The following is a 20,540-nucleotide window of genomic DNA, read 5'->3' as shown; positions in this document are numbered from 1 at the left end:
CGACGAAGGGCATATTGGGGGGCTTCTGCTCACATTCTCGTGCTCAAGACGGTTGCGAGGGGGGGATTGCTCTGCTAGTGACCTCCCCGATAAGCGGCGCGGAGGGCATGTCTCAAGCGCGCCGGGGGAGCGCCCCAAGGCCTGTTCCGGGTCGGGGCAAAAAAGCATCGGAAGGGTGGACGTGTCCGAACCAGCTTCGATTTCCGCAAGCATCGCCGGCCGCTATGCGCTGGCCATTTTTGAACTCTCGCGCGAAGAAAATGCCCTCGCCGCGCTCGAAGCCGATGTCTCCGCGCTGTCGGAGGCGCTGGCGGGCTCTGCCGAGCTGCGTGAGGTGATCGCATCGCCGGTCTACACGCGCGACCAGCAGGCAGCCGCGATTGGCGCTCTGGCGGGGAAAATGGGTCTGTCGGACCCGATGTCTAATGGCCTGCAGCTGATGGGTGCCAAGCGTCGCCTCTTCGTGCTGCCGCAGCTTCTCAAGGCGCTGTCGGACCTGATCGCGGACGAGAAGGGCGAAGTTACCGCCGATGTCACCTCGGCCAACGAGCTCAGCGCCGCACAGGCCAAGAAGCTCGCCGAAGTGCTGAAGAACCAGACGGGCAAGACCGTCAAGCTGAACACCGCCGTCGATGAAAGCCTCATCGGTGGCATGATCGTAAAGCTGGGCTCGCGCATGGTCGACACGTCGATCCGTTCGAAGCTCGCTTCTCTCAAGAACGCCATGAAAGAGGTCGGATAAATGGGCATCCAAGCAGCTGAGATTTCTGCGATCCTCAAGGAGCAGATCAAGAATTTCGGGCAGGACGCCCAAGTGGCCGAAGTCGGTCGCGTGCTGTCGGTTGGCGACGGTATCGCGCGCGTCTACGGGCTCGACAACGTCCAGGCCGGCGAGATGGTTGAATTCCCCGGTGGTATCCGCGGGATGGCACTGAACCTCGAAACCGACAACGTCGGCGTCGTGATCTTCGGTTCGGACCAGGACATCAAAGAAGGCGACACCGTCAAGCGCACGAACTCCATCGTGGACGTGCCGGTCGGTGAAGCGCTGCTCGGCCGCGTGGTCGACGGTCTCGGCAACGCTCTCGACGGCAAAGGCGCCATCGAAGCGAAAGAGCGTCGCGTCGCCGACGTGAAAGCTCCGGGCATCATCCCGCGTAAATCGGTTCACGAGCCGATGGCGACCGGCCTCAAGTCGGTTGACGCGATGATCCCGATCGGCCGTGGCCAGCGCGAGCTGATCATCGGCGACCGTCAGACCGGCAAGACCGCAATCGCGCTCGACACCATTCTGAACCAGAAGTCGTATAACGACGCCGATCCCAGCAACAAGCTGCACTGCTTCTACGTCGCGATCGGCCAGAAGCGCTCGACCGTGGCGCAGCTGGTGAAGAAGCTCGAAGAGACCGGTGCGATCGAATACACCACCGTGATCGCCGCGACCGCGTCGGACCCCGCGCCGATGCAGTACCTCGCGCCTTACACCGCGACTGCGATGGCGGAATACTTCCGCGACAACGGTATGCACGCGCTGATCATCTATGATGACCTCTCGAAGCAGGCTGTCGCTTATCGTCAGATGTCGCTGCTGCTGCGTCGTCCGCCGGGCCGCGAAGCTTACCCGGGCGACGTGTTCTACCTGCACTCCCGCCTGCTGGAGCGTTCGGCGAAGCTGAACGAAGACTTCGGCGCCGGTTCGCTGACTGCTCTGCCGGTCATCGAAACCCAGGGCGGCGACGTGTCGGCCTTCATCCCGACCAACGTGATCTCGATCACCGACGGTCAGATCTTCCTCGAGACGGAACTGTTCTACCAAGGTATCCGTCCCGCCGTGAACACCGGTCTGTCGGTGTCGCGCGTCGGCTCGTCGGCTCAGACGAACTCGATGAAGACCGTTGCAGGCCCGGTTAAGCTGGAACTCGCACAGTATCGCGAAATGGCGGCCTTCGCTCAGTTCGGCTCGGATCTCGACGCCGCAACCCAGAAGCTGCTGAACCGTGGTGCGCGCCTGACCGAGCTGATGAAGCAGCCGCAGTATTCGCCGCTCACCAACGCGGAAATCGTTGCGGTCATCTTCGCGGGGACCAACGGCTATCTCGATAACATCCCGGTGTCCGAGGTTGGTAAGTTCGAACAGGGTCTGCTGGATTACCTGCGCAACTCGCGCAAGGACATCCTCGACTGGCTGACGAACGAGGATCCGAAGATCAAGGGTGACGCGGCCGACAAGCTGAAAGCCGCTATCGACGAATTCGCCAAGACCTACGCGTGATTGGCCTGAAAGGACAGGGACATGCCCAGCCTTAAGGACCTCAAAAACCGGATCGGAAGCGTCAAGAACACGCGGAAGATCACCAAGGCGATGCAAATGGTCGCCGCCGCGAAACTCCGCCGCGCCCAAGAGGCGGCGGAGGCTGCGCGCCCCTATGCCGAGCGGATGCACTCCGTGATGGCCGGGCTCGCGGCCTCGGTGCAGGGATCGGACAATGCGCCGCGCCTGCTCTCGGGGACCGGTTCGGACCGGGTGCAGCTTCTGGTGGTCATGACCGCCGAACGCGGCCTGTGCGGTGGCTTCAACGCCAATATTGCGAAGCTCGCGCGCCAGACGGCTGACAAGCTGCTGGCCGAGGGCAAAGAGGTGAAGATCATCACCGTCGGCAAGAAAGGCCGCGATGCGCTGCGCCGTGAATACGGTCAGTACTTCATCGGCCATGTCGATCTGAGCGACGTCAAGCGCCTGAGCTATGACGACGCGCAGAAGATCGCCCGCGACCTGATCGGCCGCTTCGACAAGGGCGAGTTCGACGTTGCGACGATCTTCTTCTCGCTCTTCGAGAGCGTGATCGCGCAACGCCCGACCGCGAAGCAGATCATCCCCGCTTCCTACGAACCGGAAGAGGGCGAAGAAACGCCGAGCGTGAATTACGACTACGAACCCAGCGAGACGCAGATCCTCACCGACCTGCTGCCGCGTGGGGTCGCGACGCAGATCTTCACGGCTCTGCTGGAGAACGGTGCCTCGGAACAAGGTGCGCGGATGTCCGCGATGGACGCTGCGACGCGGAATGCGGGCGAAATGATCGACAAGCTGACGATCGAATACAACCGCACGCGCCAGGCCGCGATCACCAAGGAACTCATCGAAATCATTTCGGGCGCCGAGGCGCTCTGACGGAACCGGAGAAAAACAGACATGGCAAGCAATGGTAAAGTGACCCAGGTCATCGGCGCCGTCGTCGACGTGCAGTTCGACGGCGAGCTGCCTGCGATCCTCAACGCGCTGGAAACCGAGAACAACGGCAAGCGCCTCGTTCTCGAAGTGGCTCAGCACCTCGGCGAAAACTCGGTGCGCACCATCGCGATGGACGCGACCGAAGGTCTCGTGCGCGGCGCCGAAGTGAAGAACACCGGCAAGCCGATCTCGGTGCCGGTCGGCAACGCCACGCTCGGCCGCATCCTGAACGTGATCGGTGAGCCCGTGGACGAGAAGGGTCCCGTGGAAGCGGAAGAAACCCGTGCCATCCACCAGCCCGCGCCGAACTTCGAAGCTCAGGCGACGTCCTCGGAAATCCTCGTGACCGGCATCAAGGTCATCGACCTGCTCGCGCCCTACTCCAAGGGCGGGAAGATCGGCCTGTTCGGCGGCGCTGGCGTCGGCAAGACCGTTCTGATCATGGAGCTGATCAACAACATCGCGAAGGTGCACTCGGGTTACTCCGTGTTCGCTGGTGTGGGCGAGCGGACCCGTGAAGGAAACGACCTCTATCACGAGATGATCGAATCCAACGTCATCAAGCCCGACGATCTGTCGAGCTCGCAGGTGGCACTGGTCTACGGCCAGATGAACGAGCCTCCGGGTGCGCGTGCGCGCGTCGCTCTGACCGGTCTGACCCTGGCAGAGCAGTTCCGCGACCAGTCGGGTACCGACGTTCTGTTCTTCGTGGACAACATCTTCCGCTTCACGCAGGCGGGTTCCGAGGTGTCGGCACTTCTGGGCCGCATCCCCTCGGCAGTGGGCTACCAGCCGACGCTGGCCACCGACATGGGCGCGATGCAGGAACGCATCACCTCGACCAAAGCCGGCTCGATCACCTCGATCCAGGCCGTCTACGTTCCGGCTGACGACCTTACCGACCCGGCTCCGGCGACCACCTTCGCCCACCTTGACGCCACGACCGTTCTGTCGCGTGCGATTTCGGAACTCGGCATCTACCCGGCCGTGGACCCGCTGGACTCGTCCTCGCGTATCCTCGATCCGGGCATCGTCGGCGAAGAGCACTACAAGGTTGCCCGTCAGGTGCAGGAGATCCTCCAGCGCTACAAGGCTCTGCAGGACATCATCGCCATCCTCGGCATGGACGAACTGTCCGAAGAGGATAAGCTGACCGTGGCACGTGCCCGTAAGATCCAGCGTTTCCTCTCGCAGCCCTTCGACGTTGCGAAAGTGTTCACCGGTTCGGACGGCGTTCAGGTTCCGCTCGAAGACACCATCGCGTCGTTCAAGGCGGTTGTTGCAGGCGAATACGATCACCTGCCCGAAGCGGCCTTCTACATGGTTGGCGGCATCGAGGACGTGAAAGCGAAAGCCGAGAAACTCGCCGCTGCGGCGTAAGGAGGCATTATGGCCGACACGATGCAATTCGATCTCGTTGCGCCTGAGCGCAAGCTGGCCTCGGAAGAGGCGGCGGTCGAGGTCATGGTGCCCGGCGCGGATGGTGACCTCACGGTCATGCCGGGTCACGCCCCGATGCTGACCACGCTGCGTCCGGGAAAGCTGACCATGGTGACGCGGTCGGCAACCCAGAGCTACGCGGTGACGGGTGGCTTCGCCGAGATCACCCCCGAGGGGATCACGGTTCTGGCCGAACGTTCGCTGCCTGCGGAAGAGTTCACCAAGGAAGTGCACGAGCGCCTCATCGAGGAAGCCCGGCGCGTCCATGACGAGGCGCATCCCTCGGTGGCCGACATGACCGCGAAGCTTCTGGCCGACATGGAGGCCCTCGGCTCGCATATGCTGGGCTGAGAGCTTTCGCGATAAGATTTAGGAAGCCCCGGATTTTCCGGGGCTTTTTATTGCCTGCAGTTCGAGTAAGCTCTGCCTCAGGTTGAAAGGGAAAGGCCCTCTCGCGATGATCACGATCGAAAGCCACCGTCTGGGAATGCAACGCGGCTCGCTCGTGCTGTTCTCCGATTTTCAGGATGGCGGCGCCATGTGGACGGGCGAGGGCCCGCGCGAGTTGCGCAAGAAGGTCGCTTTTCCCCAGCCGTTCCGCGCGACCCCGATGGTGCAGGTCTCCCTGTCGATGTGGGACGTGGACAGCAAGCACAATTCGCGGATGGATATCTCGAGCGACGGCGTCACGCCCGAGGGCTTCGTGATCGTCTTTCGCACCTGGGGGGACAGCCGCGTGGCACGTGTGCGTGCCGACTGGCTGGCCTTGGGCGGGGTCTCGCATGAGGATGATTGGGATATCGACTGAGCCGCGTCGATAAGGCCGATGAAAAACGCCCCGCCGATCGGCGGGGCGTTTTCCTATGTGTGGGGGAGGGCGGTTCGCAAACCGCCCGTCTCAAGATCAGTCGAGCGCTTTGAAGTTGAGCGCTGCGCCTTCGTCCTTGATGCCCGAGAACCAGCGCGCCGTGACGGTCTTGGTCTTGGTGTAGAAGCGGAAGGCGTCCGGGCCGTACTGGTTGAGGTCGCCGAAAGCCGACTTCTTCCAGCCGCCGAAGGTGTAGTAGCTCAGCGGAACCGGGATCGGGAAGTTGATGCCGACCATGCCGACATTGACGTTCGCCGCGAAGTCGCGAGCCACGTCGCCATCGGCGGTGTAGATCGCGGTGCCGTTGCCATAGGGGTTGTCGACCACCAGATCGAGCGCCTCGTCATAGGACTTCGTGCGCACCATCGACAGGACCGGGCCGAAGATTTCCTCTTTGTAAATGTCCATGTCGGGGGTGACGTTGTCGAAGAGCGACGGGCCGACGAAGAAGCCGTCCTCATAACCCTGCAGCGAGAAGTCGCGGCCATCGACCACGAGGTTCGCACCCTGCTCGACACCCGAATTGATGAGCGACTTGATCCGCTCCTGCGCCTGCTTGGTGATGACCGGACCGTAGTCCACGTCGTCGCCGCCGGTATAGGGGCCGACTTTCAGCTTCTCGATTTTCGGCACGAGACGCTCGACCAGCGCATCCGCCGTGCCGTCACCCACCGGAACCGCAACCGAAATCGCCATGCAGCGCTCGCCAGCGGCGCCGTAGCCCGCGCCGATCAGCGCGTCGGCGGCCTTGTCCATGTCCGCATCGGGCATGATGATCATGTGGTTCTTCGCGCCGCCGAAGCACTGCGCGCGCTTGCCGTTGGTGGCGGCGCGACCGTAGATGTATTGCGCGATCGGGGTCGAGCCCACGAAGCCAACGCCCTGGATCGTCTCGTGATCGAGGATCGTGTCCACGGCTTCCTTGTCGCCGTTGACGACCTGCAGCACGCCATCGGGAAGACCGGCTTCCTGCGCCAGTTCGGCGAGCATGATCGCCGTGGTCGGCACGCGCTCGGACGGCTTGAGGATCATCGCGTTACCGGCCGACAGCGCCGGGCCCATCTTCCAGAGCGGGATCATGGCGGGGAAGTTGAACGGCGTGATACCGGCCACGACGCCCAGCGGCTGACGCATCGAGTAGAGGTCGATACCGGGGCCTGCGTCGCCCGTGTATTCGCCCTTGAGCATCGCCGGCGCGCCCATGCAGACCTCGATCACTTCGAGGCCACGCTGCACGTCGCCCTTCGCGTCGGGGATGGTCTTGCCGTGCTCTTTCGACAGAGCCTCGGCGAGCTTGTCCATGTCGCGTTCGATCAGCTGACCGAATTTCATCATCACGCGGGCGCGGCGCTGCGGGTTGACCTTCTGCCACTCCAGCTGCGCTTTCGCGGCGTCCGCGATCGCTGCGTCGAGCTCGGCCGGGGTGGCCAGTGCGACCTTGGCGATCTGCTCGCCGGTAGCGGGGTTGAAGACTTCGCCGAAGCGGCCCGATGTGCCCGCAACGCGCTTGCCGTTGATCCAGTGACCGATTTCTTCCATGAGACGCTCCTCCTACAGATAATCTTGGCTTGAGCGCACTCTAGCCTTGCGAAAATGAGCATAAAAGAGGAAGTAGCTCAAAAGCGTTTTGCGTTTTTGCAAAGAGGGGCGTGGTATGGATTGGGACGATCTGCGGATTTTCCTTGCCGTCGCGCGGGCCGAGAGCCTGTCGGGTGCGGGGCGGCGATTGAAGCTGGACGCGGCCACCGTGGGGCGTCGGATCGCGCGGCTCGAAGAGGGGATGGGCGCGAAGCTTTTCGTGAAGTCGCCGCAGGGCTATGCGCTTTCCGAGTCCGGGGATCGGCTCCTGCCGCATGCCGAAGCGGCGGAGCAGGTCTTTGCGGGCGCGGACGAGGAAATGTCCGGGATCGCGGGCCAGTTGACCGGCCAGCTGAGGATCGGCGCGCCCGATGGCTGCGCGAATTACCTTCTGCCGCAGGTCTGCGCGAAGATCGCCGAAGAAAATCCGGGGCTGGAGATTCAGGTCGTCGCCCTGCCGCGCGTCTTCAACCTCTCGAAGCGTGAGGCGGATATGGCGATCGCGGTGTCGCGCCCGACGGCGGGCCGTCTGACCGTGCAAAAATTGAGCGATTATCATCTCAGCCTCGCCGCCCATCGCGACTATCTCGCGAAAGCGCCGCCAATTACCTGCAAGGAGGATCTCCGTCATCACCGGATGATCGGCTACATCCCCGACATGATCTTCGACAAGGAACTCGACTATTTCGCCGAGACCGAGGCAGAGGTGATGGGGCTCGCCTCGAATTCGGCGGCGGTGCAGACGCGGATGATCGAGGCAGGTGCGGGTGTGGGGATCGTGCATGATTTCGCGCTTCCCTTCGCCCCCGGGGTGCAGCGGGTGCTGGGTGGCGAGATCCGGCTCAACCGCGCCTTTTGGTTGATCCGCCACGCGGACGATCGCCGTTCCGAGCGATTGACGCGCTTCGCGGAGGCGCTGGGACAGGGGCTTCGCGACGAGGTCGCACGGCTCGAACACGCTGCGGTTGAAATATAACTATTGGCCCCGTGAACCGCAAAGCCGTTGACAAATCTATGAAAGCAGTGGGACGCTCGAGTCTACACGACCTTTTCAGGGAGACGTCGATGCAGGTGATGCAGATTCTCAAGAACAAGGGCGAGATGGAAATTTTTACCGTCGCCCCGGACATGAAGCTGAGCGAGGTAATCGCCAAGCTGGCCTCGAAACGCATCGGTGCGGTGATCGTCTCGCAGGATGGCGAAACCGTGGACGGGATCGTCTCTGAGCGCGATGTCGTGCGCGAGATCGCCAAGCGCGGTGCGGAGTGTCTGGTGATGACGGCCGCGGATGTCATGACCCGTGACGTCAAGCACTGCGCCCCGATGGACAGCACCGAAGAGGTGATGAGCCTAATGACCGAGGGCCGTTTCCGCCACATGCCGGTGCGCGAAAATGGCAAGATGGTCGGTGTGATCTCGATCGGCGACGTGGTCAAGGCGCGCCTGAACGAGCTTCACATGGAGAAAGAGTCGCTTCAGGGCATGATCATGGGCAACTGATGCCGCATTGCAGCACCTTCCCGCTTGCATTTGATCGCGCAATATAGTTGCGTGCGCTGAGCTTTTTGGCGGGCGACGAGGGAGGATGCCATGCGGATCGGTCTTTACCCCGGAACTTTCGATCCGGTCACGCTGGGTCACCTCGATATTATCGAGCGCGCGATGGCTCTGGTGGATCGGCTCGTGATCGGGGTCGCGATCAACCGTGACAAGGGGCCGCTTTTCCCGCTCGAGGAACGCGTCGCCATGCTTCAGGAAGAATGCGCCAAGATCACCGACCGCCGCGGCGGCGAGATCGTCGTGCATCCTTTCGAAAACCTGCTGATCGATTGCGCCAAGGATGTCGGTGCGACCGTGATCGTGCGCGGGCTGCGTGCGGTGGCCGATTTCGAATACGAGTTCCAGATGGTCGGAATGAACCGCGCGCTCGATTCCTCGGTCGAGACGGTGTTCCTGATGGCCGATGCGCGGCGGCAGGCGATTGCTTCGAAACTGGTGAAAGAAATTGCGCGGCTCGACGGGGATGTTTCGAAATTCGTCACCCCCGCCGTGCGCGATGCCTTGATCAAGGCTTACGCGAACCGCTGATCAGCCTTTCGAGGCTGACTTGCCGGATTGCTGCGATTTCTGCTGCATCTGGGTGCTGCCGCTCGCATTCGCGGAGGCTTTGGCGGCGTTGCCCGCCTGCTGCGGCAGGTTGTCGAGCCCCCATTGATCGATCACGACGGAATCCTCGACGCCTTTCAGCGCGAGGTTCGCCTCGTAGTAATTGCCCGATTTGATCAGCTTGGACGCATCCTGCAGATGGGTGAGCGAAGACTTCGCGGGCACCAACGCCGCCGAGATCGACACATCGATATCGTTATCCTTCAGCGTCTTGGCCGCCGCCTTCGCATTGCCTTTCGCCATCTGCTGATTGGCCTTGCCAACTGCCTTCTGGTTCTCCGGCGTCACGGTGAAGCTCTCGCCAAGCGCGATGGAGCTGTCGAAGGGCAGGTAGGTCACGCCTTTCGTGCCAGCCTTCGAGGGCACGCCCCATTGGCTCTCGGCTTTCTCGGCGGCCTCCATTTTCGCCGTGGCGTCCTTGGTCATCTTCGTCGCCATGTCGGTATTGCCGTCGAAGATCGCCAGCCGGGCGGCGCGTACTTCGCGCATCGCGGTGTAGGCGTCGTCGACCGTGGTCAGCAACTCCTTGTCGGTAGAACTCGCCGTGGTCTGCGAGACCGCGTCATTGCTTTGGCTCTGGCTGCTCTGGATCGCGCTCCCCCCGGAATTGCTGTTGGAATTCGTCGTGGCCGCGGAGGCCATCTCGAAGCCCGCGGGGCCCGCGATCAGCGCGGAGGAGAGGGCGAGGGCGAGGAATTTCTTGCTGCGTTCCATGGGATATTCCCTTTCGTGATGGGGTTCAGCTAAGGCGGAGCCGCCGGGCGGCGCGCTCCATGACCCTGAAACGTCCCCGATTTCAAAGGGTTCTATCACCACACATCAAGGCTCACGGCGCGCCCGAGAGGGGCCGTGCGCCCTCCGTGAGCCGTGTGTGAGAAGTGAACGCGAAAAGGGCGGCCCAACTTGGACCGCCCTTCGTCATCTTCGCCTTGCCGGGGCAGCGCCCCGATCACGTCAGATCAGCTTGCCCATCGCGACGGCGGTATCCGCCATGCGGTTGGAGAAGCCCCATTCGTTGTCGTACCAGCTCAGGATGCGGACCATGCGGCCCTCCATCACCTTGGTCTGATCCATGTGGAAGATCGACGAATGCGGGTCGTGGTTGAAGTCGCTGGAGACGTTGGGCTTGTCGGTATAGCCGAGGATTCCCTTCAGCGGGCCGTCCGCTGCTGCCTTGATCGCGGCATTGATCTCTTCGACGCTGGTGTCTTTTGCGGCCTCGAAGACCAGATCGACGACCGAGACATTCGGCGTCGGCACGCGGATCGCGACGCCGTCGAGCTTGCCGTTGAGTTCCGGCAGCACGAGGCCCACGGCCTTCGCGGCCCCGGTCGAGGTCGGGATCATCGACAGTGCCGCGGCACGAGCGCGGTAGAGATCCTTGTGCATCGTGTCCAGCGTCGGCTGGTCGCCGGTGTAGCTGTGGATCGTGGTCATGAAGCCCTTCTCGATCCCGATCGCATCGTTCAGAACCTTGGCGACCGGCGAGAGGCAGTTCGTGGTGCAGGACGCGTTCGAGACCACGAGGTCGTCCGCGGTCAGTGCGCCGTCGTTGACACCGAACACGATCGTCTTGTCAGCGCCGCTGGCCGGGGCCGAGACCAGAACCCGCTTCGAGCCGTTCTCGAGGTGGAAGGCTGCCTTTTCGCGCGCGGTGAAGATACCGGTGCATTCCAGCGCGACATCGACATCGCCCCAGGGCAGTTCTTTCGGGTCGCGGATCGCGGTGACCTTGATCTTGCCGCGGCCGGCATCGATCCAGTCTTCGCCGGTCGTGACTTCCTGCGGGAATTTGCCGTGCACGGAGTCGAATTGCAGCAGATGCGCGTTCGTCTCGACCGGGCCGAGATCGTTGATCGCGATCACCTCGATATCGGTGCGACCCGACTCGATGATCCCGCGCAGCACGTTGCGGCCGATGCGACCGAACCCGTTGATGGCAACTTTAACCGTCATATCCGTCTCCTCTGGCTGGCTGCCCGGCAGGGAGTTGCACGGGCAGGTCTTCCGTTAACGCTAACAAGCGCGTTCAGCGCCAAAGGTCAACGGGGTTACACCCTGAAGCTAGCGCCAGAACGCGACATATTGAACGAGATCGACGATTTTTTTCGCCAGAAAGAGCAGGATCCGGCCGTCATCGGCCAATACATCCGCCAGAATGAGAAATATGAGGAGGCCTCCAAGCCAGAGCGCGATCCGATTGGTCATCTATTCCCTTCGCGCGCCCTTGCCCGGCGCGTCAATGCACAAGTCGCCCCATCGCCCCGGCCACATCGGCCATCCGGCAGGAGAACCCCCATTCGTTATCGTACCAGGCAAGGACGCGGACAAGCTTGCCCACGACCTTGGTCTGGTCCGGCGCGAAGATAGAGGAATGCTGGGTGTGGTTGAAGTCGATCGAGACTTTCGGCTCGGGGTCGTAGCCCAGCACCATGCCCATGTAGCCGGCGGCGGCTTCGCGGACGATCTCGTTCACCTCCTCGCGGGTCACGGACTTGCTGGCCTCGAAGGTCAGATCGACTGCGGAAACATTGGGGGTCGGAACGCGCAGCGCGGTGCCGTCGAGTCGGCCCTTCAGCTCGGGCAGCACTTCTCCCAAGGCTTTGGCAGCGCCGGTCGAGGTCGGGATCATCGCCATCGCGGCGGCGCGGGCGCGGTAGAGATCCTTGTGGCGGCGGTCGAGCGTGGGTTGATCGCCGGTATAGGAGTGGATCGTCGTCATCACGCCCGATTCGATGCCGATCGCGTCGTTGAGCACCTTGGCGAGCGGGGCGAGGCAGTTCGTGGTGCACGACCCGTTCGAAACGACGTGATGCGCCTGAGTCAGTTCGCGATGGTTGACGCCGTAGACGACGGTCTTGTCGGCATCGGTCGCGGGCGCGGAGACCAGCACCCGCTTCGCGCCGCGACCCAGGTGGACTGCGGCCTTGTCGCGGGCGTTGAACTTGCCGGTACATTCGAGGACGACATCGACGCCGTCCCAGTCGAGTTCTTCCGGATCATAGGTCGACATCACGTCGATCGGGCCGCGCCCGAGGTCGAGCGTGTTGCCCGCGACTTTCACCTGTCCGCCGAACCGGCCGTGGACGGAGTCGTATTTCAGGAGATGCGCGTTGGTCTCGATCGGGCCGGTGGCGTTGATCTTGACGACCTGCACGTCGTTGCGTGCGGCTTCCGCGATATGCGCGAGCGTGCAGCGCCCGATGCGGCCGAAGCCGTTGATGCCGATGGTGACGGTCATGATGATCTCTCCGAAGCGCGTGATTTCGGCGCTGGATACCATTGCATGCAGAGTGAGAAAAGGTTTTGAAACAGTATGTTAGCGTAAACACGCGGTGTTTGCGATAACATTGCGGGGCAGGGCAGGACTTTGAGGTGAAGAGCTTCGCCAGACGGGACTCTGCGACAGAATCTTTCGTTCAATCCTCATCCTCCGCGACGAGGAATATCTCGCCCGCCGCTTCCATCTCCCGAATGGCGGCGACGACCGCGCTCATCGCCTCTTCGGCGTCTTTCTCCTTCACCTTGCCGAGATTCGCCATTTCGTCGCGCAGCGATTGCGCCATGCGTTGGGACATGTTCGTGAGAATGAACTCTGCCGAGGGTTTAAGCGACCCGGTCGCCCCGGCAAGTGCGACGGTCAGCTGCGCCTGATCGACAACTCGAAGCACTTTCGGGATATCGCGCGCGTCGATGCGGGCGGGGATGTTGGCAAAGGTGAAGATTGCCTTCTTCACCTCGTCGGCGAATGTCTTGTCCTCCTCCTCGAGCCCCTTGAGCACCGCGTCGCGGGTCGCAGATGCGGAGTAATTCAGGATCGCGCCGACCCTTTCCACAGGACCGGAATCGAAGGCTTTCGGTGGGGCGGCATCGAGTTGCGCGGCAAGCGCCTGCCCGATGCGCAGCACCGTTTCCGGCGCGACATTCCCGGTCAGCGAGACGGCATAGGCGATCCGGCGCGCCTTCTCTCCCGGCAGGAGACCAAGCAGCTCCGCCGATTTCGCGACCGAGAGCTTCGACAGCATCACGGCGCCCACCTCGACGCTTTCGCCTTCCAGCACGGGTAGAAGTACCTCTGCCGAGAGGCCCGCGATCCGCTGCCACGGGTCGCCCCGGGAGGAGCCGAGGGCCAGTCGGCGCAGTCGGTTCGAGGCCGAGGGCGAAAGCTGCCCATCGAGCAGCGACAGCGCCCCTTCCAGCCCACCGGGGAAGGCGAGGCCGACCGCCTCCAGTTCTTCGTAGAACTCCTCGACCACGCTGACGACGGTGTCGCGATCGACGAGGCGCAACTGCGCCACGGTCTCGGTCAATTCGGTCTGTTGATCGTCGCTCAACTCCGTAAGCGGAAGTTTCAGCCCTTCGGAGGCGAGCAGCCGCACGATGATCGCAGCTTTCTGGCGCCGCGACAGCGGCCCGGGGCGGGCAGCTTTGTCGCCAGCCGAGTCGGACCCGGGCATATGGCCGAGCGCCATGGGCGCGATCGCATTCACCGCGAGAACCTCCGTGCTGGGCATCGGCCGCGCGGGCGGCCAATGCGATTTCGCGGTCAGCTTTGCACGGAGGACGTTAAGACGGACTTACCGTCTCAGCGGTCAGCTGGATTGCAGGACGCAGGCATTCGCGTCCTTATCCCAGACCTTGCCCTGCGGGCAGGACATGGAGGCCTGATGATCGCCGTAGCATTCGGCGGAAGCCACGAGCGGGGCGAAGATCAGCACGGTGGCTGCAAGGATGGTTCGGATCATCTGCAATCTCCCTTTGCCAGATGCCCTAGGGTAAGCCCGAATCACGCGCGCCGCCTATAGTCTGTCGACATAGGCGGCGCGAAACGGGCTTGGGTCTCGATTATTCGCCGAAAACGCGGGCAAAAATCGTGTCGACATGCTTGGTATGGTAGCCCATGTCGAATTTTTCGTTGATGCCGTCCACGCCGAGCGCGGCCACGACGTCCTTGTCGGCCAGCAGCTGCTCGCGGAAATCGACGCGGTCTTCCCAGACCTTCAGCGCATTGCGCTGCACCATCGCATAGGCGTCTTCGCGCGATACGCCAGCCTGGGTCAGCGCCAGCAGGACGCGCTGGCTCATCACGAGGCCGGGGAACTTGTTCATGTTCTCCAGCATGTTCTCGGGGTAGATAATCATCTTGTCGACGACACCGGCGAGACGGTTCAGCGCGAAGTCCAGCGTCACGGTGGCGTCGGGGGCGATCCCGCGCTCGACCGAGCTGTGCGAGATGTCACGCTCGTGCCAAAGCGCCACGTTCTCCATCGCCGGGATCACGGTCATCCGCACGAGGCGGGCGAGGCCGGTGAGGTTCTCGGTCAGGACCGGGTTCTTCTTGTGCGGCATCGCCGAAGAGCCCTTCTGGCCCATCGAGAAGAATTCCGCGCCTTCGAGCACTTCGGTGCGCTGCATGTGGCGGATTTCGATCGCGACGTTCTCGATCGACGAGGCGATGACGCCCAGCGTCGCGAAGAACATCGCGTGACGGTCGCGCGGGATCACCTGCGTCGAGATCGGCTCGGGGCGCAGACCCAGCATCTTGCAGACATGTTCTTCGACGCGCGGGTCGATATTGGCGAAGGTGCCGACAGCGCCCGAGATCGCGCCGGTGGCGACTTCTTCGCGGGCGGCCGCGAGGCGCGCCTTGTTGCGGTCCATCTCGGCGTAGAAGCGCGCGAAGGTCAGGCCCATCGTGGTGGGCTCTGCATGGATGCCGTGCGAGCGGCCCACGCGCACCGTGTCCTTGTGCTCGTAGGCGCGCTTCTTCAGCGCGGCCAGAACCTTGTCGAGATCGGCCAGCAGGATATCGGCGGCGCGTACCAGTTGCACGTTGAGGCAGGTGTCGAGCACATCCGACGAGGTCATGCCCTGATGGACGAAGCGCGCTTCGTCGCTGCCCACGTGCTCGGCCAGATGGGTGAGGAAAGCGATCACGTCATGCTTGGTGACGGCTTCGATCTCGTCGATGCGGTCGACGTCGAATTCGACATCCTTGGCCTTCCAGACGGCCTCGGCATTCTCTTTCGGGATCACGCCCAGCTCGGCCTGAGCGTCGCAGGCATGCGCCTCGATCTCGTACCAGATCTTGAACTTGGTGGCGGGTTCCCAGATGTCGACCATCTCTTTGCGGGCATAACGCGGGATCATCGGCGGCCTCTTGATTGCGTGTGGTTGCGCGCTTGTTAGACTGCACCTGCCTTTGGGGCAAGGGAGAGCCAATGCCGCAGCTGTCGGATTTCGAGGGGGACTGGGTGCTGATGCGCCGTATTCTGCATGCGGATGGCACCGAGGCCCGGTTCGAGGGCCGCGCCAGTTTCACGCCCGAAGGGGTCGGGCTGCATTATCGCGAGAGCGGCGAGTTGATGATGCCGGGCGGCCAGAGCTTTCATGCCGAGCGCAGCTATTTCTGGCGGCTGGAGGCGGGGCAGATCGCGGTCGCGTTCGAGGATGGGCGGCCTTTCCACAGCTTCGATCCGCTGAAGCCCACCGCAAGCCATTGGTGCGATCCCGATGACTACCGCGTCAGCTACGATTTCGAGGCCTGGCCCGCATGGCGGGCGATCTGGCGGGTGCAGGGGCCGCGCAAGGATTACCAGATGATCTCGGACTATGTGCGCGGCGCCGGGCCGCCCTGACGAGGGCCTCTTGTCGTGGGCCGCGGCGCGCGGCAATCTGCGGGGATGAAAGACCTTGTCGCCACACCGATCCTGCAAAACCGCCTGAGCTTCGCGCCTTGGGCCGATCCGCGCACGCGGCGGCTGCCAGGTGTGATCCCGGTGACATATGAGGACTGGCTGGAGGTCGATGATGCCTATGCCGCCCAGATGGGCCTGCGCGACCGGCTGATCGGGGAGGCGCGCGATCTGGTGCTGGGCCTGTCGGATCACGGGCGGCCTGCGGCGGAAGAGCTCTACGATCTGGTGCTGCCGATGCTTCCGGCGCTGGGGTTTGCCTGCAGTGCGGAGACGGTCACGCGGCCCGATGGGGCGGTGGTTGCGCTCGATCGCACGGACCCGCTGGCCACGCTCGGGCGGCTGCTGCAATGCGATCTGTGCCTGATGGAAGCCGATCCCGACGCGTTCGGCCATACCGAGCATGTGCTGACCGGCGGTGTGCTGTGTTTCCCGTCGGGCTGGACGCTGCGCGAGAAATTCATGCGCCCGATGATGCGCATTCATGAGCCGATCGAGATCTATACCGACGATCTCGGCAAGCGGGTGCAGCGATTGCTGGATGGCGTGCGTGAGGGCAGGGGGCTGATGCGTGGGACTGCCTCGCGCTCGGCGGCACATCTGCATGATCCACGCTCGGAATACGAATTCGCCCACGCGCCCGCCGACGCCCCTTATATTAGGGTGGAGCGGCAATGCCTGTTCCGGCTGCCGCGCACGAATGCCGTGATCTTCTCGATCCACACGCAGGTCGTGCGACCGGAAAGCCTGAGCCCGGATCAGGCGCAGGCGTTGGCCGAACACCCGATCCGGCAGGCGGATTAAGCTTCCTGCATCAGCCGCCAGCGCGTCTCTGCCATATCCTGCGAGACCATGCCGGGGATCAGCAGCGCGTCGATCAGCCACCACAGGCCTGCAAGGCCGAGCGGGATGAAGCCGATCAGGATGGGCGACAGAAGCGTGCCGATCCCGGTCAGCGCCAGCATCACCACGCCGGAGAAGACGCGCCCCATATACATCCGGTGCACGCCAAGCATGGGCAGCATGAACCACAGCACATAGCCTAGCAGGGCCGACTTCTTCTCATTCGCGACGCGCTGCTCGATATAGAGCGCGCGGGCATCGTCTCGGGTCATGTTAATCTCCATAACATCTTCCCAGCCGATATGGGCAGTTGTGCCGCGCGATCAAGAGGGGGGCGGAAATTCCGCCATGGCGGCGGGGCGACGCAGGCGTCCGGTTTTATAAGTCTTTAACCAAAGGTTACCTAAGGGCAGCGTAGCGCTATTCGCCTTATGCGCGAGTGCAGAGAGGCTGCGGATTACCGCAGTTAGGAAGAAATGTAACATATAAAACAACAAGATAAAAAACGGTGATCAACGACTTGTGATTTTTTGTCGAGATCCGTTTATGGGCCGGAGCCGCAACAATTGGCGGCTTTCGTCACAATTATGGACGAATCAAAGGTAAAAACCGGGTTAAAGAAAAGCGGACTCGAAGGTTCGCACTTTGAGGCAGTCAATAGGGAAGAAAATGTCGGATCTCTCGACCAATTTCGAACTGGCAAATGCGACGGGCGCGACCCGGACAGGAGCGCGTATTCTGCGCTACGAAGGCATGGGAAAGCGCCTGTTCGACATTCTCGCCGTGGTCGCGATCCTTCCGGTTCTGCTGCCGCTGATCGCGCTTCTGGCGCTGGCGGTGCGCGCCGATGGCGGTCCCGCCTTCTATTCGCAGATACGCGTCGGGCAGGGCGGCAAGCGGTTCCGATGCTACAAGCTGCGCACCATGCATGTCGATGCCGAGGCGCAGCTCGTGCGTATGTGCAACGAAAACCCGGCGCTCGCGCTGGAATGGTCGGTGAACCAGAAGCTCGACGACGATCCGCGGATCACGCGTATCGGCCGCTTCCTGCGCCGCACCAGCCTCGACGAGCTGCCGCAGTTCTTCAACGTGCTCTTCGGTTCGATGAGCCTCGTGGGGCCGCGCCCCTTCATGCTCGATCAGGAGGCCAGCTACAAAGGCGCCATGGGCCGGGCCTATTACAAGATGCGCCCCGGCATCACCGGGCTATGGCAGGTCGCCGGGCGTTCGACCACCGCCTTCGTGGACCGTGTGCGCTTCGACGAACGCTACTACGCGAAACTGTCGCTGCTGACCGATCTGTGGCTCTGCCTGATGACCGTCGCCGTGGTATTGCGCCAGACGGGCAAATAATTCCGACACCGGTTGCGAGAGAGAGACGGCTTGTAACCTGCCAACGGGCGCTCCCATCGGGGCGCCCGTCTTGGTTCAATTGGCGACTTGCAGGAAGCGCAGCCCGCCCTTGTCGAGCCATGCCGCGCTCAGGAGCCCGGTTTCATAGGCGCCGGTATCGACCGCGATGCGGCCCTGATCGGCCATGGGTTGATCGACGACCCAATGGCCGAATGCGATCCAGACCCCGTCGCGCCGGGTCATCTGTCCGAAACGGGGATGGCCCCAGAGCAGCGCATCGCGGCTTTGGCGTTCCATCGGGTGATAGGGATCGGCCCCGGCATGGGTCGCGGCGAACCGCCCCTCGCGCCACATCGCGGGCCGCGCATCGAGCCAGGCCAGCAGATCGGGCCCCAGCGCACGCGCGAGATCCATCCGCACCGCGTCGAGCACCTCGAGATCGGTCTCGTTGGGATCGGGCGGCGCGATGCCATAGCTTTGCAGCGTCTGCGCCCCACCGACGCGCAGCCAACCGGCCGTGCGTGCGTCGGGCGCGAGCAGGAAATCGAGCATCATCCGCTCGTGATTGCCCATCAGACAGATCATCCGCGAGGGGTTGGCAAGCTGCGCCGCGTGCAGCGTCGCGAGCACCCGCGCCGAATTCGGGCCGCGGTCGATCATGTCGCCGAGCGTGATGATCCGGGCCTTTGCGCCTTCCGGTTCCTGCCCGATCCGCTCGAACATCTTGCCCAAGAGATCGGCGCGGCCGTGAAGGTCCCCGATCACGCAGATCGGCGCCTCCGGACGGGGCAGGCCATTGGGTGCCGAGGAGGGAGCGGTCTCTGGTTTGAGACGGGAGAGTAGAGAGCGCAACATATGGGGAAATCCGGAGTTATGCGGGGTGGAAACCAACGCGTGGCTGGGACATAACCGTCGCAAGACGTGAGCGAAAGGGGCTCACATAAAAATGGGCGGCAAACCGCCCCCGTGGCAAGGGCGGGTCTTAAGCGGCATGGCGAGACGCATTCTGATCGTGGTGGAGAACCTGCCGGTGCCGCTGGATCGCAGGGTCTGGCTGGAGGCCGCGACATTGCGCGCCGCGGGCTACGAGGTCTCGGTGATCTGTCCGATGGGGCGCGGCTGGGACGCGGCTTATGAAGAGATCGAGGGCATCCATATCTACCGCCATCCCGCACCACCCGAAGCCCATTCCGGCGCGGTCGCCTATGCGCGGGAATACTGGCACGCGATCAAGGCGTGGTTTCGGCTGGCGAAACAGGTGAAGCGCGAGCGCGGCTTCGACGTGATCCAAGGCTGCAACCCGCCCGACCTGATCTGGCTTCTGGCGTGGCGCTACCGGCTGTCGGGCGTGCGCTACATGTTCGACCATCACGACGTCTGCCCTGAGCTGTTCGAGGCCAAGTTTGGCAAGAAGGGGCTCCTGTGGGCCGTGATGCGCATCTGGGAGCGGATCACCTTCGCCAGCGCCTCGGTGTCGATGGCCACCAATGAGAGCTTCCGCAAGATCGCGATCACCCGCGGTGGCATGGCCCCCGAGGACGTCTTCGTCGTCCGCTCCGCCCCTCGTGTCGAGACCTTCCTGCCCGGGCCCGGCGATCCCGCCTACCGCAGGGGCGCGAAGACCGTGCTTGGCTATATCGGCGTGATCGGGCAGCAGGAGGGGATGGACCTTCTGGTTCAGGCGGTGGAGCATCTGGTGCGCAAACTCGGCCATACCGATCTACATGTGGTGATCGTGGGCTTCGGCCCCGAACTGCCTAACGTGGAGGCCGACGTCGCGGCGCGGGGTCTGAGCGGTTATTTCACCTTCACCGGCCCGCTTTACGGCGAAGAGATGCTCGCGGCGATGAATGCGATCGATATCGGCGTCGCGCCCGATCCGAAAAACGCGATGAACGACATCTCCACCATGAACAAGGTCATGGAATACATGACGCTCGAGAAGCCTTTGGTGCAGTTCGACCTGACCGAAGGGCGGGCCTCTGCAGGTGAGGCCGCGCTTTATGCACGTGCCAATGATCCGAAGGACTTCGCTGCCCGGATCGCGGCGCTGATCGAGGCGCCCGAGCGCGCGCGTTCGATGGGTCGGCTGGGCCGGGCGCGGGTGCTCGATGCGCTGTCCTGGGATTTCTCGGCGCGACAGCTCCTTGCGGCCTATGATCGGATATTCTCCAAGATGGAGAAATAAAGCCTGAGATCAGGCTAAACTGTTTCTCCTAAATCGTTACTTTCGCTTGATTTTCGCCAAGATTCCAGTTGCGCGCGGCCCCAATTGCGCCACAAACTCAAGGGGCGAGCAGCGTTGCGGTTCGCGCTGTTTCATTCGGCATTCGGCTTGGAACCTGTATGGCGCATTGGAGGACAT

General features: G+C 63.0%; 23 protein-coding genes. 13 read left to right on the top strand and 10 right to left on the bottom strand.

The genetic code is table 11. The features are described from left to right. The first annotated feature begins 181 nt into the window (after nucleotides 1–181). The 6 genes from DEM26_RS11790 (at nucleotide 182) to DEM26_RS11765 (ending at nucleotide 5,480) form a co-directional block, all read left to right on the top strand. On the top strand, nucleotides 182–742 hold the full coding sequence (locus tag DEM26_RS11790; RefSeq protein ID WP_075774730.1) for a F0F1 ATP synthase subunit delta: 561 nt from the start codon (nucleotides 182–184) through the stop codon (nucleotides 740–742). Continuing rightward, nucleotides 743–2,272: a F0F1 ATP synthase subunit alpha gene (gene atpA / locus DEM26_RS11785; RefSeq protein ID WP_075774502.1), complete on the top strand. Its 1,530-nt coding sequence runs from the start codon at nucleotides 743–745 to the stop codon at nucleotides 2,270–2,272. A 21-nt stretch (nucleotides 2,273–2,293) separates the two neighbouring features. Further along, a complete protein-coding gene (locus DEM26_RS11780) occupies nucleotides 2,294–3,172 on the top strand; it encodes a F0F1 ATP synthase subunit gamma (RefSeq protein ID WP_075774503.1) in 879 nt (292 codons plus the stop codon). Between the two features lie 21 nt (nucleotides 3,173–3,193). After that, nucleotides 3,194–4,612 (top strand): F0F1 ATP synthase subunit beta, encoded by a 1,419-nt coding sequence (gene atpD / locus DEM26_RS11775; protein WP_075774504.1) that lies wholly within the window; start codon nucleotides 3,194–3,196, stop codon nucleotides 4,610–4,612. A gap of 9 nt (nucleotides 4,613–4,621) precedes the next feature. Then, nucleotides 4,622–5,023: a F0F1 ATP synthase subunit epsilon gene (locus DEM26_RS11770; RefSeq protein ID WP_088718889.1), complete on the top strand. Its 402-nt coding sequence runs from the start codon at nucleotides 4,622–4,624 to the stop codon at nucleotides 5,021–5,023. 106 nt (nucleotides 5,024–5,129) lie between these two features. Further along, a complete protein-coding gene (locus tag DEM26_RS11765) occupies nucleotides 5,130–5,480 on the top strand; it encodes an H-type lectin domain-containing protein (protein ID WP_088718888.1) in 351 nt (116 codons plus the stop codon). A 96-nt stretch (nucleotides 5,481–5,576) separates the two neighbouring features. On the opposite strand, the gene DEM26_RS11760 is transcribed toward DEM26_RS11765, so the two are convergent. Further along, nucleotides 5,577–7,079, bottom strand: a complete 1,503-nt coding sequence (locus tag DEM26_RS11760) for a CoA-acylating methylmalonate-semialdehyde dehydrogenase (RefSeq protein ID WP_075774507.1) — start codon at nucleotides 7,077–7,079, stop codon at nucleotides 5,577–5,579. 115 nt (nucleotides 7,080–7,194) lie between these two features. Here DEM26_RS11760 and DEM26_RS11755 point away from each other — a divergent pair, with 115 nt between their 5' ends. The 3 genes from DEM26_RS11755 (at nucleotide 7,195) to coaD (ending at nucleotide 9,206) form a co-directional block, all read left to right on the top strand. Continuing rightward, nucleotides 7,195–8,094, top strand: coding sequence for a LysR family transcriptional regulator (locus DEM26_RS11755; RefSeq protein WP_075774508.1), 900 nt, complete (start codon nucleotides 7,195–7,197; stop codon nucleotides 8,092–8,094). An 89-nt stretch (nucleotides 8,095–8,183) separates the two neighbouring features. Continuing rightward, nucleotides 8,184–8,618: a CBS domain-containing protein gene (locus DEM26_RS11750; protein ID WP_075774509.1), complete on the top strand. Its 435-nt coding sequence runs from the start codon at nucleotides 8,184–8,186 to the stop codon at nucleotides 8,616–8,618. Nucleotides 8,619–8,708: 90 nt separating this feature from the next. Then, nucleotides 8,709–9,206 carry a pantetheine-phosphate adenylyltransferase gene (coaD, locus tag DEM26_RS11745; protein ID WP_088721770.1) on the top strand — a complete coding sequence of 166 codons (498 nt, stop codon included), beginning with the start codon at nucleotides 8,709–8,711 and terminating at the stop codon, nucleotides 9,204–9,206. Here coaD and DEM26_RS11740 read toward each other — a convergent pair whose 3' ends face one another. From DEM26_RS11740 to purB, 7 genes are all read right to left on the bottom strand, one after another. After that, the gene (locus DEM26_RS11740) at nucleotides 9,207–9,998 is read right to left on the bottom strand and encodes a YfdX family protein (protein ID WP_109172459.1); all 792 of its coding nucleotides are present in this window, start codon (nucleotides 9,996–9,998) and stop codon (nucleotides 9,207–9,209) included. 240 nt (nucleotides 9,999–10,238) lie between these two features. Beyond that, nucleotides 10,239–11,240, bottom strand: coding sequence for a type I glyceraldehyde-3-phosphate dehydrogenase (gene gap / locus DEM26_RS11735; RefSeq protein WP_088726803.1), 1,002 nt, complete (start codon nucleotides 11,238–11,240; stop codon nucleotides 10,239–10,241). Between the two features lie 108 nt (nucleotides 11,241–11,348). Next, nucleotides 11,349–11,492, bottom strand: coding sequence for a hypothetical protein (locus DEM26_RS20575; RefSeq protein ID WP_088718884.1), 144 nt, complete (start codon nucleotides 11,490–11,492; stop codon nucleotides 11,349–11,351). 31 nt (nucleotides 11,493–11,523) lie between these two features. Then, nucleotides 11,524–12,525 (bottom strand): type I glyceraldehyde-3-phosphate dehydrogenase, encoded by a 1,002-nt coding sequence (gap, locus tag DEM26_RS11730; RefSeq protein ID WP_109172518.1) that lies wholly within the window; start codon nucleotides 12,523–12,525, stop codon nucleotides 11,524–11,526. A 178-nt stretch (nucleotides 12,526–12,703) separates the two neighbouring features. Continuing rightward, nucleotides 12,704–13,741, bottom strand: a complete 1,038-nt coding sequence (locus DEM26_RS11725) for a flagellar motor switch protein FliG (protein ID WP_233243092.1) — start codon at nucleotides 13,739–13,741, stop codon at nucleotides 12,704–12,706. 135 nt (nucleotides 13,742–13,876) lie between these two features. After that, nucleotides 13,877–14,029, bottom strand: coding sequence for a hypothetical protein (locus DEM26_RS20390; protein ID WP_157771572.1), 153 nt, complete (start codon nucleotides 14,027–14,029; stop codon nucleotides 13,877–13,879). 100 nt (nucleotides 14,030–14,129) lie between these two features. Further along, on the bottom strand, nucleotides 14,130–15,434 hold the full coding sequence (gene purB, locus DEM26_RS11720; RefSeq protein WP_075774513.1) for an adenylosuccinate lyase: 1,305 nt from the start codon (nucleotides 15,432–15,434) through the stop codon (nucleotides 14,130–14,132). A 71-nt stretch (nucleotides 15,435–15,505) separates the two neighbouring features. On the opposite strand from purB, the gene DEM26_RS11715 reads away from it, so the two are divergent. Both DEM26_RS11715 and DEM26_RS11710 read left to right on the top strand, forming a co-directional pair. Beyond that, nucleotides 15,506–15,922: a DUF6314 family protein gene (locus DEM26_RS11715; protein ID WP_075774514.1), complete on the top strand. Its 417-nt coding sequence runs from the start codon at nucleotides 15,506–15,508 to the stop codon at nucleotides 15,920–15,922. 45 nt (nucleotides 15,923–15,967) lie between these two features. Then, entirely contained in the window at nucleotides 15,968–16,783 is an 816-nt protein-coding gene (locus DEM26_RS11710) for a heme-dependent oxidative N-demethylase family protein (RefSeq protein WP_109172458.1), read from the top strand. Here DEM26_RS11710 and DEM26_RS11705 read toward each other — a convergent pair. Further along, complete coding sequence (locus DEM26_RS11705; protein WP_075774515.1) at nucleotides 16,780–17,094, bottom strand: TM2 domain-containing protein; 315 nt, start codon at nucleotides 17,092–17,094, stop codon at nucleotides 16,780–16,782. The genes DEM26_RS11710 and DEM26_RS11705 overlap by 4 nt on opposite strands. A 397-nt stretch (nucleotides 17,095–17,491) precedes the next feature. Here DEM26_RS11705 and DEM26_RS11700 point away from each other — a divergent pair, with 397 nt between their 5' ends. After that, nucleotides 17,492–18,175 (top strand): sugar transferase, encoded by a 684-nt coding sequence (locus tag DEM26_RS11700; RefSeq protein ID WP_077701185.1) that lies wholly within the window; start codon nucleotides 17,492–17,494, stop codon nucleotides 18,173–18,175. A gap of 75 nt (nucleotides 18,176–18,250) precedes the next feature. On the opposite strand, the gene DEM26_RS11695 is transcribed toward DEM26_RS11700, so the two are convergent. Beyond that, nucleotides 18,251–18,940 (bottom strand): metallophosphoesterase, encoded by a 690-nt coding sequence (locus DEM26_RS11695; RefSeq protein ID WP_233243085.1) that lies wholly within the window; start codon nucleotides 18,938–18,940, stop codon nucleotides 18,251–18,253. A gap of 226 nt (nucleotides 18,941–19,166) precedes the next feature. Between DEM26_RS11695 and DEM26_RS11690 the strand changes: the two genes are divergently transcribed. Next, complete coding sequence (locus DEM26_RS11690; RefSeq protein WP_109172457.1) at nucleotides 19,167–20,363, top strand: glycosyltransferase family 4 protein; 1,197 nt, start codon at nucleotides 19,167–19,169, stop codon at nucleotides 20,361–20,363. Nucleotides 20,364–20,540 lie beyond the last annotated feature (177 nt).

The organism is Thioclava sp. NG1, assembly GCF_003122275.1.
GTDB classification, from domain to species: Bacteria; Pseudomonadota; Alphaproteobacteria; order Rhodobacterales; family Rhodobacteraceae; genus Thioclava; species Thioclava nitratireducens.
This window is presented reverse-complemented; position numbering and strand designations above follow the sequence as displayed.